This window comes from Rhodocyclus purpureus (assembly GCF_016653115.1).
Taxonomy (GTDB): domain Bacteria; phylum Pseudomonadota; class Gammaproteobacteria; order Burkholderiales; family Rhodocyclaceae; genus Rhodocyclus; species Rhodocyclus purpureus.
Genome location: NZ_NHRX01000009.1, coordinates 33,902 through 47,645 on the forward strand (window position 1 = coordinate 33,902; position 13,744 = coordinate 47,645).

General features: G+C 65.8%; 11 protein-coding genes. 7 read left to right on the forward strand and 4 right to left on the reverse strand.

Features of this window, described 5'->3' with window-relative positions:
- Window positions 1-96: 96 nt before the first annotated feature.
- Window positions 97-2,901 carry a valine--tRNA ligase gene (locus tag CCR84_RS01045; RefSeq protein WP_201209078.1) on the forward strand — a complete coding sequence of 935 codons (2,805 nt, stop codon included), beginning with the start codon at window positions 97-99 and terminating at the stop codon, window positions 2,899-2,901.
- 97 nt (window positions 2,902-2,998) lie between these two features.
- Here CCR84_RS01045 and CCR84_RS01050 read toward each other — a convergent pair whose 3' ends face one another.
- From CCR84_RS01050 to CCR84_RS01060, 3 genes are all read right to left on the reverse strand, one after another.
- Window positions 2,999-3,226, reverse strand: coding sequence for a sulfurtransferase TusA family protein (locus tag CCR84_RS01050; RefSeq protein WP_201209079.1), 228 nt, complete (start codon window positions 3,224-3,226; stop codon window positions 2,999-3,001).
- 69 nt (window positions 3,227-3,295) lie between these two features.
- The gene (locus tag CCR84_RS01055) at window positions 3,296-4,795 is read right to left on the reverse strand and encodes a M48 family metalloprotease (RefSeq protein WP_201209080.1); all 1,500 of its coding nucleotides are present in this window, start codon (window positions 4,793-4,795) and stop codon (window positions 3,296-3,298) included.
- Window positions 4,796-4,932: 137 nt separating this feature from the next.
- Window positions 4,933-5,136 (reverse strand): cold-shock protein, encoded by a 204-nt coding sequence (locus tag CCR84_RS01060; protein WP_201209081.1) that lies wholly within the window; start codon window positions 5,134-5,136, stop codon window positions 4,933-4,935.
- A 266-nt stretch (window positions 5,137-5,402) separates the two neighbouring features.
- On the opposite strand from CCR84_RS01060, the gene clpS reads away from it, so the two are divergent.
- The 4 genes from clpS (at window position 5,403) to aceA (ending at window position 10,013) form a co-directional block, all read left to right on the forward strand.
- A complete protein-coding gene (clpS, locus tag CCR84_RS01065) occupies window positions 5,403-5,714 on the forward strand; it encodes an ATP-dependent Clp protease adapter ClpS (protein WP_201209082.1) in 312 nt (103 codons plus the stop codon).
- The gene (gene clpA, locus CCR84_RS01070; RefSeq protein WP_201209083.1) at window positions 5,715-7,979 is read left to right on the forward strand and encodes an ATP-dependent Clp protease ATP-binding subunit ClpA; all 2,265 of its coding nucleotides are present in this window, start codon (window positions 5,715-5,717) and stop codon (window positions 7,977-7,979) included.
- Window positions 7,976-8,470 (forward strand): ribonuclease E activity regulator RraA, encoded by a 495-nt coding sequence (gene rraA / locus CCR84_RS01075; RefSeq protein ID WP_201209084.1) that lies wholly within the window; start codon window positions 7,976-7,978, stop codon window positions 8,468-8,470. Before clpA ends, rraA begins: the two co-directional genes overlap by 4 nt.
- Before the next feature lie 244 nt (window positions 8,471-8,714).
- The gene (gene aceA, locus CCR84_RS01080) at window positions 8,715-10,013 is read left to right on the forward strand and encodes an isocitrate lyase (RefSeq protein WP_201209085.1); all 1,299 of its coding nucleotides are present in this window, start codon (window positions 8,715-8,717) and stop codon (window positions 10,011-10,013) included.
- 107 nt (window positions 10,014-10,120) lie between these two features.
- Here aceA and CCR84_RS01085 read toward each other — a convergent pair whose 3' ends face one another.
- Window positions 10,121-11,029 (reverse strand): LysR family transcriptional regulator, encoded by a 909-nt coding sequence (locus CCR84_RS01085; RefSeq protein WP_201209086.1) that lies wholly within the window; start codon window positions 11,027-11,029, stop codon window positions 10,121-10,123.
- 301 nt (window positions 11,030-11,330) lie between these two features.
- On the opposite strand from CCR84_RS01085, the gene CCR84_RS01090 reads away from it, so the two are divergent.
- Together CCR84_RS01090 and aceB are read left to right on the forward strand one after the other, a co-directional pair.
- Window positions 11,331-12,110 (forward strand): sulfite exporter TauE/SafE family protein, encoded by a 780-nt coding sequence (locus CCR84_RS01090; RefSeq protein ID WP_201209087.1) that lies wholly within the window; start codon window positions 11,331-11,333, stop codon window positions 12,108-12,110.
- Between the two features lie 23 nt (window positions 12,111-12,133).
- On the forward strand, window positions 12,134-13,732 hold the full coding sequence (gene aceB / locus CCR84_RS01095; RefSeq protein ID WP_201209088.1) for a malate synthase A: 1,599 nt from the start codon (window positions 12,134-12,136) through the stop codon (window positions 13,730-13,732).
- The last annotated feature ends 12 nt before the right edge of the window (window positions 13,733-13,744 follow it).

Consider the following 13,744-nt stretch of genomic DNA (forward strand, 5'->3'; position numbering starts at 1 on the left):
GCCGCCGGGGCGGCTCCGGTATAATCGCGGGTTTTCGCGCCGGCAGCGCCATCGCCGCGCCCGGCTGCCTGCCCCCCTCTTTTCTCTTCCGCCATCATGACCCTCGCCAAAAGTTTCGAACCGGCCGACATCGAGCGCCGCTGGTATCCCCAGTGGGAAGCCGCCGGACACTTCAAGGCCGGCCTCGACACCGCCAAGCAGGACGCCTTCTGCATCCTTCTGCCGCCGCCCAACGTCACCGGCACCCTGCACATGGGCCACGGTTTCAACCAAGCGATCATGGACGCGCTGACGCGCTACCACCGCATGCGCGGCGACAACACGCTGTGGCAGCCGGGCACCGACCACGCCGGCATCGCGACGCAGATCGTCGTCGAGCGCCAGCTGGACGCGCAGGGCGTCTCGCGCCACGACTTGGGCCGCGAGAAGTTCCTCGAAAAGGTCTGGGAGTGGAAGGAATATTCGGGCAACACCATCACGCGCCAGATGCGCCGCCTCGGCACCAGCCCCGACTGGTCGCGCGAGCGCTTCACGATGGACGCGGGCCTCTCCAAGATCGTCACCGAGACCTTCGTCCGCCTCTACGAGGAAGGGCTGATCTACCGCGGCAAGCGCCTGGTCAACTGGGACCCGAAGCTGCACACGGCGGTTTCCGACCTCGAAGTGGTGAGCGAGGAAGAAGACGGTTTCCTGTGGCACATCCGCTACCCGCTCGCCGACGGATCGGGGTCGCTGACCGTCGCCACGACGCGTCCGGAGACCATGCTCGGCGACACCGCGGTGATGGTGCATCCCGAGGATGCGCGCTACCAGCACCTGATCGGCAAGACGGTGAAGCTGCCGCTCACCGATCGCGAAATCCCGATCATCGCCGACGCCTACGTCGACCTCGAATTCGGCACCGGCTGCGTCAAGGTGACGCCGGCGCACGACTTCAACGACTACGCGGTCGGCCAGCGCCATCAGCTGCCGATCATCTCGATCCTGACGCTCGACGCGAAGATCAACGACAACGCGCCCGGGAAGTACCGCGGCATGGACCGCTTCGCCGCGCGCACGACCATCGTCGCCGACCTCGAAGCCCTGGGACTGCTGGAGAAGACCGACAAGCACAAGCTCAAGGTGCCGCGCGGCGACCGTACCGGCGTCGTCATCGAGCCGATGCTCACCGACCAGTGGTTCGTCGCCATGAGCAAGCCGGGAGTGGGTCCAAATTCGGACGGCAAGTCGATCACCGAGAAGGCGCTCGAATGCGTCGCCTCGGGAGAGATCCGCTTCATTCCCGAGAACTGGGTCAACACCTACAACCAGTGGCTCAACAACATCCAGGACTGGTGCATCTCGCGCCAGCTCTGGTGGGGACACCAGATCCCCGCGTGGTACGACGAGAACGGCAATGTTTACGTGGCGCACGACGAGGCCGAGGCGCGCGCGCAGGCCGACCGCGCCGGTTACGCGGGTCCGCTGACGCGCGACCCCGACGTGCTCGACACCTGGTACTCGTCGGCGCTGTGGCCGTTCTCGACGCTCGACTGGACCCCGGAGTGGCCGGAGAAGTCGAACCCGGCGCTCGACCTCTACCTGCCGTCTTCGGTGCTGGTCACCGGCTTCGACATCATCTTCTTCTGGGTGGCGCGCATGGTGATGATGACCAAGCACATCACCGGCAAGATCCCCTTCCGCGACGTCTATGTGCACGGCCTGATCCGCGATGCCGAAGGCCAGAAGATGAGCAAGTCGAAGGGCAACGTGCTCGACCCGATCGACCTGATCGACGGCATCGGCATCGAGGAACTGGTGCAGAAGCGCACCACCGGCCTGATGAACCCGAAGCAGGCGGTGCAGATCGAGCAGCGCACGCGCGAGGAATTCCCGCAGGGGATCCCGGCCTTCGGCGTGGACGCCCTGCGCTTCACTTTCCTGTCGCTGGCCAGCCCCGGTCGCGACATCAAGTTCGACCTGGCGCGCTGCGAGGGCTACCGCAACTTCTGCAACAAGCTGTGGAACGCGACGCGCTTCGCGCTGATGCACTGCGAGGGGCAGGATCTGGGCTTCGACAGTAACGCAGCCTTCACCCTCTCCGCCGCCGACCGCTGGATCGAGAGCCGCTTCCAGCGCTGCGCCGCAGCGGTCGAGAAGCACTACGCCGACTACCGCTTCGACCTGCTCGCCCGCGAGATCTACGAGTTCGTCTGGGACGAGTTCTGCGACTGGTACGTCGAACTCGCCAAGGTGCAGATCCAGTCGGGCGACGAGGCGGCCGCGCGCGGCGCACGGCGCACGCTGATCGGCGTGCTCGAAGCGGCGCTGCGCCTCGCGCACCCCTTGATCCCGTTCATCACCGAGGAACTGTGGCAGACGGTGGCACCGATCGCCGGCCGCCAGGGCGAGAGCTCGGTGATGCTTGCCGCCTATCCGCAGGCGGACGCGGCGAAGATCGACGATGAGGCCGAGGCGGACATCGCCGAACTGAAGGCACTGGTCTATGCCTGCCGCAACCTGCGCGGCGAGATGGGGATTTCGCCGGCACAGAAGACGCCGCTCGTCGCCAGCGGTGACGCCACGCGCCTGGCCGCCTTCACTCCGTGGATGCAGGCGCTCGGCAAGCTCTCGGAAGTCAGCATCGTCGAGTCGCTGCCCGAGGACGCCGCGGCACCGGTCGCCGTCGCCGGCGAGACGCGGCTGATGCTCAAGGTCGAGATCGACGTCGCCGCCGAGCGCGAGCGCCTGCAGAAGGAGATCACCCGCCTCGAAGGCGAGATCGCCAAGGCCGAGAAGAAGCTGGCCGACGAGCGCTTCGTCGCGCGCGCGCCGGAGAAGGTCGTCGACCAGGAGCGGCGCCGGCTCGCCGACTTCTCGGCGACGCTCGACAAGCTGCGCCCGCAGCTCGCGCGCTTATAAAAGGCAGGGGACAGTATGGCTCATACTGCCCCCTTACTTACGAAGCGGGGGACGGCATGAATAATGCCGTCCCCCGCTTTTTATTGCCTACAGCTCCCTATTTACGCCTGAAACGGAAGACGAAGACGCCGTCTTCCTCGCCGCTGTCGAGCAGCGCGTTGCCGGTCTGCCTGGCGAAGGCTTCGAAATCGCGCGGCGCGCCGGGGTCGGTCGCGCGCACGCGCAGGATCTGTCCCGAATCCATCTCCGCCAGCGCTTTCTTGGTGCGCAGGATCGGCAAGGGACATTTCAGGGTGGTGACGTCGAGGTCGCGATCGAATTCCATGATGGGTGGGGTGTATCCTGAGCAGTTGATGCAATAAAGCGCCGGGGAACGCGGCGGGTCGGGCAGGCGCTACTTGTTGCGGCTCTTCGCCTCTTCGGCCTGCAGGCGGCGCAATTCTCGCAGACGCGCGTCGACCACGGAAAGTTCGAAGAAATTGCCGTCGGCAGCGCCTTGCGCGATCTGCAGTTGCTCGACCGCGCGACCGAGGTCGCCCTGCAGGGCATGGAACTCGGCGAGCGCGCGGTGTTGCTGCAGGCGCTTGCCCTGCGCCGCGAAGTTCTGCGCCTGCAACTGGTAGAGCCTGAAGTCTCCCGGATGGAGCTGCAGCTGCGCTTCGAGGAAGCGCAGCGCCGCCGCGTGCTGCTTGCCGGCGAACAAGGTGTCGGCGTAGGCGTAAGCGAGCGCGCGCGCCTGCGGGAAACGCTGCTGGGCGTCACGGTAGATCGCCAGCGCGCCGGCACCGTCGCCGGCCGCGCTGCGGATCTCGCCGGCCAGCCCGGCGAGCAGCGGCGAGGCGACCCGCTGCTCGCGGGCAAGGCGCAGCGTCCTGTCCATTTCCCGCTGCGCGCCGGCGACGTCACGGTCGCGCAGCAAGGCGCGCGCCAGCCCGTAACGCGCCGCCAGTTCGGACGAGAACTTGCGTTCGGCCAGCTGCGACTCGAAATCGCTCACCGCCTCGCGCACCGTTCCCTGCTGTGCGCGCAGCTTGGCGCGAACGAGCTGGAAATCGGCGCTGTCGACCACCTGCCGGTAGGGCGCATTCTGCGCACGATTCTCCATGTCGGAGAGGCGCTCGAGCGTGAGCGGGTGCGAGCGCAGATAGACCGGCGCGTTGCTCTCGTAGAGCCGCCCGGCCTTCTGCAGGCGGGCGAAGAAATCCCCCATCCCGCGCACGTCGAAGCCGGCCTTTTCCAGCGCCTGATAGCCGAAACGGTCGGCCTCGCGTTCGAAGTCCCGGGTATAGGCGAGTTGCGCCTGCACCGCCCCGGCCTGCGACGCGGCGATCGCCGCGCCTCCCGCGTTCGCGTTCGAACGCGCGGCCAGGATGCCGACCGCCATCGCGATCAGGCTGGCGATCGAATCCTGCTTCTGCCGCGCGATCTGCCGCGCGAGATGGCTCTGCGTGACGTGCGCGATCTCGTGGGCGAGCACGCCGGCGAGTTCCGATTCGCTCTGCGCGGTGAGGATGGTCCCGGTATTGACGCCGATGAAGCCGCCGAACATCGCAAAGGCGTTGACCATGTTGTCCCTGAGCGCGAAGAACAGGAACTCACCCATCGGATTCGTGCTGGCGGCGACCAGGCGGCTGCCCAGGCGATTGAGATAGTCGCTGATTTCCGCGTCGTCGAGGTAGCTCGGCTCGTTCAGCCTGATGTCGTTCATGATGCCGACGCCGATGCGTCTTTCGAGCTGCGGCGAGAGATCGGCGCGCGCCGACTCGCCGAGATCGGGCAGTTCGTCGGCAGCCTGGGCAACGAGCAGCGAGCCGCCGGCGAGCAGCCCGGCCAGGGCGAGCGCGAGGGCTCTCCCGTGAAGGATCCGTGCGCGCCATGAACGCTTGCTGGTCATCCTCGCATGATACCGGACTCGCCCGCTGCTGACGCCCCGGCGGTGCCCTGCTTCTGTTTCCAATCGTTTCCGCCAGCCCCGACGCGCACGCGAAAAAAAACCCGCCTTGCAGCGGGTTTTGCGGGCCTGGAAAAAGATCAGGCGCGCTGAATGTTCGAGGCTTGCTTGCCCTTGGGGCCTTGCGTCACGTCGAAGGAAACCTTCTCGCCCTCTTTGAGGGTCTTGAATCCGCTCATGGTGATCGCGGAGAAGTGCGCGAACAGGTCTTCGCTCCCATCATCCGGCGTGATGAAACCGAAACCCTTGGCGTCGTTGAACCACTTGACAGTACCAGTTGCCATATTGCTACTTCCTTGAAAAAAGACTGAACCCGGGCATCGCCCGACTCGCATGTTTTGGCTTCAACGACGCCCCGCGCGGCATCCGGAAAGAGAAACCCGAAGACCCGTTCCAAACCAGAACATGACTGGCTTTGTACGCCATTTCGGTGGCATGCGTCAAGCATTTTCTGAAAAATCCCGATTTTTTCTCCGCGACGGCCGCGAGCGTGCGCTTCGGCGCCGCAGCGGGCGGTTGCGGATTCACGAAGAGCCGCTAGAATCCGCGCATGGTCAAACAGCATCAACATGATTCTTCCCAGCTCGCCACCGAGCGTACCCGTCTGGCGCCGCCGCCCTTCTACAAGGTGCTGCTGCTCAACGACGACTTCACGCCGATGGACTTCGTCATCCTCGTCCTGATGAAATTTTTCACAAAAGACCGCGAACAAGCGACTCGAATCATGCTCAAAGTCCATAACGAAGGACGCGGCGTGTGCGGGATCTATGCGAAGGATGTCGCAGCGACCAAGGTCGAACAGGTCAGCGCCTTTGCCCGCGCCCACCAGCATCCGCTGGCTTGCGTCATGGAGGAGAACTGAATGATTGCCCAGGAACTGGAAGTCAGCCTGCACATGGCTTTTGTCGAGGCAAGACAGAAGCGACACGAGTTCATCACCGTCGAGCACCTGCTGCTCGCGCTGCTCGACAACCCTTCGGCGGCGGAGGCCTTGCGCGCCTGCGGCGCCGACATCGACAAGATGCGCACCGACCTCAACACCTTCATCGTCGACCATACGCCGACCGTCGAAGGTGATAGCGAGATCGACACGCAGCCGACGCTCGGTTTCCAGCGAGTCATCCAGCGCGCGATCCTGCACGTCCAGTCGTCGGGAAAGAAGGCGGTCAATGGCGCCAACGTCCTCGTCGCCATCTTCGGCGAGAAGGATTCGCACGCGGTCTACTTCCTGCAGAAACAGGAGGTGACGCGGCTCGACGTGGTCAATTTCATCGCCCACGGCGTCAGCAAGGTGCAGCCGAAGGCGCCGCGCCAGGAGCGCGAGGGCGAGGAAGAACGCGAGGCCGAGAGCGCAACCGGCGGCGGCCCGCTCGAACAGTACACGGTGGACCTCAACGCGCTGGCGCAGCAGGGCCGCATCGATCCGCTGATCGGCCGCGACCGCGAGCTCGAGCGCGTCATCCAGACCCTGTGCCGGCGGCGCAAGAACAACCCGCTGCTGGTCGGCGAGGCCGGTGTCGGCAAGACCGCGATCGCCGAAGGGCTGGCGCGGCGCATCGTCGAGGGCGAGATCCCCGAGGTGCTGGCCAACGCCCGCGTCTTCGCGCTCGACATGGGCGCGTTGCTCGCCGGCACCAAGTACCGCGGTGATTTCGAACAGCGCCTGAAGGCCGTCATCAAGCAGCTCACCGAGACGCCGAACGCGATCCTGTTCATCGACGAGATCCACACGCTGATCGGCGCCGGCTCGGCGTCGGGTGGGACGCTCGACGCGTCGAACCTGCTGAAGCCCGCCCTCTCCAACGGCCAGATCAAGTGCATCGGCGCGACGACCTACACGGAGTACCGCGGCGTGTTCGAGAAGGACCACGCGCTGTCGCGGCGTTTCCAGAAGATCGACGTCGGCGAGCCGTCGATCGCCGAAACCGTCGAAATCCTGAAGGGGCTGAAGACCCGCTTCGAGTCCCACCACAGCATCAAGTACTCGGCGGCGGCAATCACCTCGGCGGTCGAACTGTCGGCGCGCTTCATCACCGACCGGCACCTGCCCGACAAGGCCATCGACGTGATCGACGAAGCCGGCGCGGCGCAGCGCGTCCTGCCCAAGTCGAGGCAGAAGAAGATGATCGGCAAGCAGGACATCGAGGAAATCGTCGCCCGCATCGCGCGCATCCCCTCGGCGCACGTGTCGACCGACGACCGCAGCTCGCTGAAGAACCTCGACCGCGACCTGAAGGCAGTCGTCTTCGGCCAGGACCCGGCGATCGACGCGCTGGCCCGTGCGATCAAGATGGCGCGCTCCGGCCTCGGCAACCCGGACAAACCGATCGGCAGCTTCCTCTTCTCGGGCCCGACCGGCGTCGGCAAGACCGAGGTCGCACGCCAGCTCGCCTACTCGCTCGGCAACGAGCTGATCCGCTTCGACATGTCGGAGTACATGGAACGGCACGCGGTGTCGCGCCTGATCGGTGCGCCGCCCGGCTACGTCGGCTTCGATCAGGGCGGCCTGCTCACCGAGGCGGTGACCAAGAAGCCCTACGCGGTGCTGCTGCTCGACGAGATCGAGAAGGCGCACCCCGACGTCTACAACATCCTGCTGCAGGTGATGGACCACGGCACGCTGACCGACAACAACGGACGCAAGGCGGACTTCCGCAACGTGATCATCATCATGACCACCAACGCCGGACAGGAAGCGATCCAGAAGACGAGCATGGGCTTCACCAGTGCCAAGCAGGCCGGTGACGAGATGGTCGACATCAAGCGCCTGTTCTCGCCGGAATTCCGCAACCGCCTCGACGCGATCATCTCGTTCCGCGCGCTCGACCACGACATCATCCTGCGCGTCGTCGACAAGTTCCTGATGCAGCTCGAAGAGCAACTGCACGAGAAGAAGGTCGAGGTGGTGTTCACCGAGGCGCTGAAGGCCTTCCTCGCCAGCAAGGGCTTCGACCCGCTGATGGGCGCGCGGCCGATGGCGCGGCTGATCCAGGACTCGATCCGTGCGGCGCTCGCCGACGAGCTGCTGTTCGGCCGCCTGGCAAACGGCGGCCAGGTGACGGTCGATGCCGACGACGAAGGCAAGGTGAAGCTCGTCTTCGCCGAAGAGACGGAGGCGGTCGCATGAGCTACCACACCGCCGACCTGCTCGACGCCAACGAGGAGCTTCTCGCCGACGGCTCGCTGCGCGTGGCCTCGCCGATCCTGCGCGCCTATGGCGGGCGCCCCGCCTTTGCCGGACGCATCGTCACCCTGCGCTGCTTCGAGGACAACTCGAAGGTTCGCGAGATCGTCTCGGCGCCCGGCAAGGGGCAGGTGCTCGTCATCGACGGCGCCGGCTCGCTGCGGCGCGCGCTGCTCGGCGACCAGCTCGCCGAACTCGCGCACAGGAACGGCTGGGAAGGCGTGGTCGTCAACGGCTGCATCCGCGACTCGGCGGCGATCGCCGCCATCGACCTCGGCGTGCGCGCGCTGGCCACCCATCCGCTGAAGACGGTGAAGAGAGGACAGGGCGAGATCGGCGTGCCGCTCGCCTTCGCCGGCATCGCCTTCCTTCCCGGCGAATGGCTGTGCGCCGACGAGGACGGAATCATCGTCTGCCCCGACGCGCTCGCCTGAGCTTCACCGACGCCCCCCTGCCGAGCCGGCGCCTTGTGTTCAGGGCGCCGGCTTTTTTTCGTCCGCACGACCCCAAAAAATATCTTTTGTCTTATATAAGACTGTTGACTGAGCAAAACGAACGCCTCTATACTCAGGCCATCGACGTAAGGCCCGATCGGCCAACGGCAAGGGGGCTACCTCTCCCAGCGCGCCGGCAGCGTCGAACCGAATTCTTCGACCTACGCTTGCTAGAGGATTAAAAATGAGCACTCGCGAACAACAAATCGCCGCACTGGAAAAAGACTGGGCCGAGAACCCGCGCTGGAAGGGCATCAAGCGCGGCTACACCGCCGCCGAAGTGGTCCGCCTGCGCGGCTCCTTCCCGATCGAATACACGGTTGCCCGCCGCGGCGCCGAGAAGCTGTGGAACCTGGTCAACAACGAGCCCTACATCAACTGTCTCGGCGCGCTGACCGGCGGCCAGGCGATGCAGCAGGTCAAGGCCGGCGTCAAGGCCATCTACCTGTCCGGCTGGCAAGTCGCTGCCGACAACAACTCGTACGCGTCGATGTACCCCGACCAGTCGCTGTACCCGGTCGACTCGGTGCCGAAGGTTGTCGAGCGCATCAACAACTCGTTCCGTCGTGCCGACGAGATCCAGTACTCGAAGGGGATCGAGGCCGGTGACGCCGGTTACATCGACTACTTCGCGCCGATCGTCGCCGATGCCGAAGCCGGTTTCGGCGGCGTGCTGAACGCCTTCGAACTGATGAAGGCGATGATCCGCGCCGGCGCCGGCGGCGTGCACTTCGAGGACCAGCTGGCCTCGGTCAAGAAGTGCGGCCACATGGGCGGCAAGGTGCTGGTCCCGACGCAGGAAGCCGTGCAGAAGCTGATCGCCGCGCGTTTCGCCGCCGACGTCTGCGGCGTGCCGACCCTGGTCATCGCGCGTACCGACGCCGAAGCTGCCGACCTCCTGACCTCCGACTGCGACGAGCGTGACCTTCCCTTCGTCACCGGCGAGCGCACCGCCGAAGGCTTCTACAAAACGCGCAAGGGCATCGACCAGGCCATCGCCCGTGCCATCGCCTACGCCGAATACGCCGACCTCGTCTGGTGCGAAACCGGCACGCCGGATCTGGAATTCGCGCGCAAGTTCGCCGAAGCCGTCCATGCCAAGCACCCGGGCAAGCTCCTGGCCTACAACTGCTCGCCGTCGTTCAACTGGAAGAAGAACCTCGACGACGCGACCATCGCCAAGTTCCAGCGCGAACTCGGCGCCATGGGCTACAAGTACCAGTTCATCACTTTGGCCGGCATCCACTCGATGTGGTACAACATGTTCGACCTGGCGCAGGACTACGTCGCGCGCGGCATGTCGGCCTACGTCGAGAAGGTCCAGGAGCCCGAGTTCGCCGCTCGCGAGCGTGGCTACACCTTCGTCTCGCACCAGCAGGAAGTCGGCACCGGTTACTTCGATGAAGTCACCACCGTCATCCAGGGCGGTACGTCGAGCGTCACCGCGCTGACCGGCTCGACCGAAGAAGAGCAGTTCCACTAAGCCGGCCCGCGGCCTTCCGGGAAGAACGAGGCGCCGGTGCTCCCACCGGCGCCTTTTTCATGGATGCGAGCGCAGACGCAGAAAACGCCGGCGCACGGCCTTGGCGTTCAGCCGCCGTTCAGCGCCCAGTAGCCCGGCTGGCCATAGCGCTCCTTCAGCAGGTCGATGAACAGACGCACACGCAGAGGCAAATGTCGGCGTTGCGGGAACACCGCGTAGATGCCCATCGGGGCCGCCTGCCAGGCATCGAGTACCGAGGCGAGCCGCCCTTCGTCCAGGTCCCGCCCGACCTCCCACAACGAACGCCAGGCGAGCCCCTTGCCGTCAAGTGCCCACTCATGCAGCACCGCGCCATCGTTGCATGCGAAACGACCACCGACCTTGCGCGTCTCCACAGCGCCGCTCTCAGGATCGCGGAACACCCAGCCGCGCTGCTGGACGAGCGACAGGCACTCGTGCTGCGCCAGATCGGCCGGCGTACGCGGCACCCCGCGTGCGACCAGATACGCCGGGCTGGCCACCACCATGCGCCGCATCTCGGCGAGGCGCACGCTGACCAGACTCGAATCCTGCAGCTCGCCGATGCGCACCGCGCAGTCGATGTTCTCGTTCACCAGATCGACGAGGCGGTCGGACAGATCGAGACTCACCGTCACCTCCGGGTTGGCCTGCATGAACGCACCGACGAGCGGCGCGACGTGGCGACGGCCGAACCCCGCCGGCGCCGAAACACGCAACTGGCCGCTGGCCTTGACGCCGCCCAGCGATACCGCCGCCTCGGCGTTGGCGAGGTCGTTGAGCACACGCTGGCAGTCTTCCAAGAAGGCCTGCCCTTCGAAGGTGAGCGTCAGCTTGCGCGTTGTCCGCAGCATCAGCTTGACGCCAAGCCGCGCCTCCAGCGCGTCGAGGCGGCGACCGATGATCGCCGGGGTGACGCCTTCCGCCCGCGCGGCAGCGGAGAGGCTGCCGCGCGTGGCGACACTGACGAAGGCGCCGATTTGCTTGAAGGCATCCATATTTATGACTTTTTGTACAAGATGATTCGCCGTTAAAGCGACTTATGTTTTACATTGAGCAACAATACACTGATAACGCACTATCCGGGAGTGCCTGCTGGCCGGCACGGCACTGAATCCTTCCGCCACTGCCTGCGCACCCCCATCGCCACCTCTGTCGCCACCGCCACACCTGACCCCATGACCGAACGCCTCGCCCCCTGCTGCCGCGCCAAGGCCCGGAACACGCCTCCGGCGAGGCTCGCTGCCGTGCGCCGGACAGGCCGGGCCACGAGCGCTGCCCGCGCCAAGGAACGCTGACATGGATCTCCCGCAGATGCTCCTCGTTTCAGGCGGCGCCTTCCTCGCCGGCGGAATGAATGCGATGGCCGGCGGCGGCACCTTCTTTTCCTTCCCCGCCCTGCTCGCCGCCGGCGTGCCGCCGGTGACGGCCAACGCCAGCAACACCGTTGGCCTGTGTCCGGCCAGCCTCGTCAGCGCTTGGGCCTACCGGCGCGAGGCACTGCGCCACGGCCGCTGGGCGCTGCTGCTCGTCGTGCTTTCGCTATTCGGCGGCATCGCCGGCGGCTTGCTGCTGCTGGCGACCTCGAACGCCGCATTCGCGCAGCTGATTCCATGGCTGCTGTTCGTCGCCACCGCGCTGTTCGCGCTCAGCGCTCAGGTCGCGACCGGCCTCGCGCACCTGCGCCGGCGTCTGGGGCAGAGCGAATACGCCGCGCCAGGCGGCGTCGGCGGCGCCCTCTTCCAGTTCGCCGTCGCCGTCTACGGCGGTTTCTTCGGTGCCGGCATGGGCATCCTGACGCTCGCCGCCCTGTCGATCCAGGGCTTCGAAGACATCCAGGAAATCAACGCGCTGAAGAACCTGAGCTCGGGCGTCATATACGCCGTCTCGTCGACCACCTTCATCATCGCCGGCGCGATCAGCTGGCCACACACGCTGGTGATGCTGGTCGCGGCGGTCGCCGGAGGCTGGGCCGGCACCGCCTTCGCCCGCCGCCTCCCTGCACGGTGGCTGCGCCGGCTCGTCGTCGCCGTCGGCAGCGTGCTGACCGTGATCTATTTCATCAAGACCTATTTCTGAACACATCAACCCAAGGAGCCCCCATGAGCCTCAATCTGCCCGCAGGCGTCGAGATCAACGCCCCGCTGCATCCCCGTTTCGAAGAAATCCTGACCCACGATGCACTGGCTTTCGTCGCCAAGCTGCACCGCGCCTTCGAGGGCCGTCGCCAGGAACTGCTCGCCGCGCGCGTCGCCCGCCAGGCACGCATCGACGCCGGCGAGATGCCCGACTTCCTGCCCGAGACCGCGCACGTCCGCGCCGGCGACTGGAAGGTCGCGCCGCTGCCGAAGGCGCTCGAATGCCGCCGCGTCGAGATCACCGGTCCGGTCGAAGCGAAGATGATCATCAACGCGCTCAACTCGGGGGCCGACTCGTACATGACCGACTTCGAGGACTCCAACTCGCCGAACTGGGAAAACCAGATCCAGGGTCAGGTCAACCTGTACGACGCGATCCGCCGCCAGCTCTCCTTCAGGAACGAAGCCGGCAAGGAATACAAGCTCAACGACAAGATCGCGACGCTGCAGATCCGTCCGCGCGGCTGGCACCTCGACGAGAAGCACGTCACCGTCGACGGCCAGCGCGTCTCCGGCGGCATCTTCGACTTCGGCCTCGTCTTCTTCCACAACGCCAAGGAACAGATCGCGCGCGGCGCCGGCCCGTTCTACTACCTGCCCAAGATGGAAAGCCACCTCGAAGCGCGTCTGTGGAACGACATCTTCGTGATGGCGCAGGAGCACGTCGGCCTGCCGCAAGGCACGATCAAGGCGACCGTGCTGATCGAAACCATCCTCGCCACCTTCGAGATGGAAGAGATCCTCTATGAACTGCGCGAGCACTCGGCCGGCCTCAACGCCGGGCGCTGGGACTACATCTTCTCGTGCATCAAGAAGTTCAAGAAGAACAAGGACTTCTGCCTGGCACAGCGGAGCGCGATCACGATGGAAGTGCCGTTCATGCGCGGCTATGCGCTGGCGCTGGTGCAGGCCTGCCACAAGCGCGGCGCACCGGCGATGGGCGGCATGTCGGCGCTGATCCCGATCAAGAACGACCCGGTCGCCAACGAGAAGGCGCTCGCCGGCATCCGCCACGACAAGACGCGCGACGCCAACGACGGCTTCGACGGCGGCTGGGTCGCGCACCCGGGCCTGGTCGGCATCGCCATGGAAGAGTTCGTCAAGGTGCTCGGCGACCGTCCGAACCAGTGGGAAAAGCAGGTCGAAGGCAAGTTCGGACCCGAGCAGTGGCTCGACTTCCAGCCGACGACGCCGATCACCGAAGCGGGGCTCAGGAACAACATCAACGTCGGCATCCACTACCTCGGTTCCTGGCTCGCCGGCAACGGCTGCGTGCCGATCCACAACCTGATGGAAGACGCGGCTACCGCCGAGATCTCGCGCTCGCAGGTGTGGCAGTGGGTCGTCTCGCCGAAGGGCATCCTCGACGACGGCCGCAAGGTCACCGTCGACATGGTGCGACCGATGATCGCCGAGGAACTGGCCAAGGTGAAGGCCACCGTCAGCGCCCAGGGCGAGGACACCGCGACCTACGACCAGGCTGCCGAAATCTTCGACCGCATGTCGCTGACCCCGGACTATCCGGAGTTCCTGACGCTGCCGCTGTACGAGGCGATGGCGTAAGCGAAGCGGGCG

Coding starts and splice junctions, on each gene's coding strand:
- CCR84_RS01045 (WP_201209078.1), top strand. CDS start 97: ATGACCCTCGCCAAAAGTTTCGAACCGGCCGACATCGAGCGCCGCTGG.
- CCR84_RS01050 (WP_201209079.1), bottom strand. CDS start 3,226: ATGGAATTCGATCGCGACCTCGACGTCACCACCCTGAAATGTCCCTTG.
- CCR84_RS01055 (WP_201209080.1), bottom strand. CDS start 4,795: ATGACCAGCAAGCGTTCATGGCGCGCACGGATCCTTCACGGGAGAGCC.
- CCR84_RS01060 (WP_201209081.1), bottom strand. CDS start 5,136: ATGGCAACTGGTACTGTCAAGTGGTTCAACGACGCCAAGGGTTTCGGT.
- clpS (WP_201209082.1), top strand. CDS start 5,403: ATGGTCAAACAGCATCAACATGATTCTTCCCAGCTCGCCACCGAGCGT.
- clpA (WP_201209083.1), top strand. CDS start 5,715: ATGATTGCCCAGGAACTGGAAGTCAGCCTGCACATGGCTTTTGTCGAG.
- rraA (WP_201209084.1), top strand. CDS start 7,976: ATGAGCTACCACACCGCCGACCTGCTCGACGCCAACGAGGAGCTTCTC.
- aceA (WP_201209085.1), top strand. CDS start 8,715: ATGAGCACTCGCGAACAACAAATCGCCGCACTGGAAAAAGACTGGGCC.
- CCR84_RS01085 (WP_201209086.1), bottom strand. CDS start 11,029: ATGGATGCCTTCAAGCAAATCGGCGCCTTCGTCAGTGTCGCCACGCGC.
- CCR84_RS01090 (WP_201209087.1), top strand. CDS start 11,331: ATGGATCTCCCGCAGATGCTCCTCGTTTCAGGCGGCGCCTTCCTCGCC.
- aceB (WP_201209088.1), top strand. CDS start 12,134: ATGAGCCTCAATCTGCCCGCAGGCGTCGAGATCAACGCCCCGCTGCAT.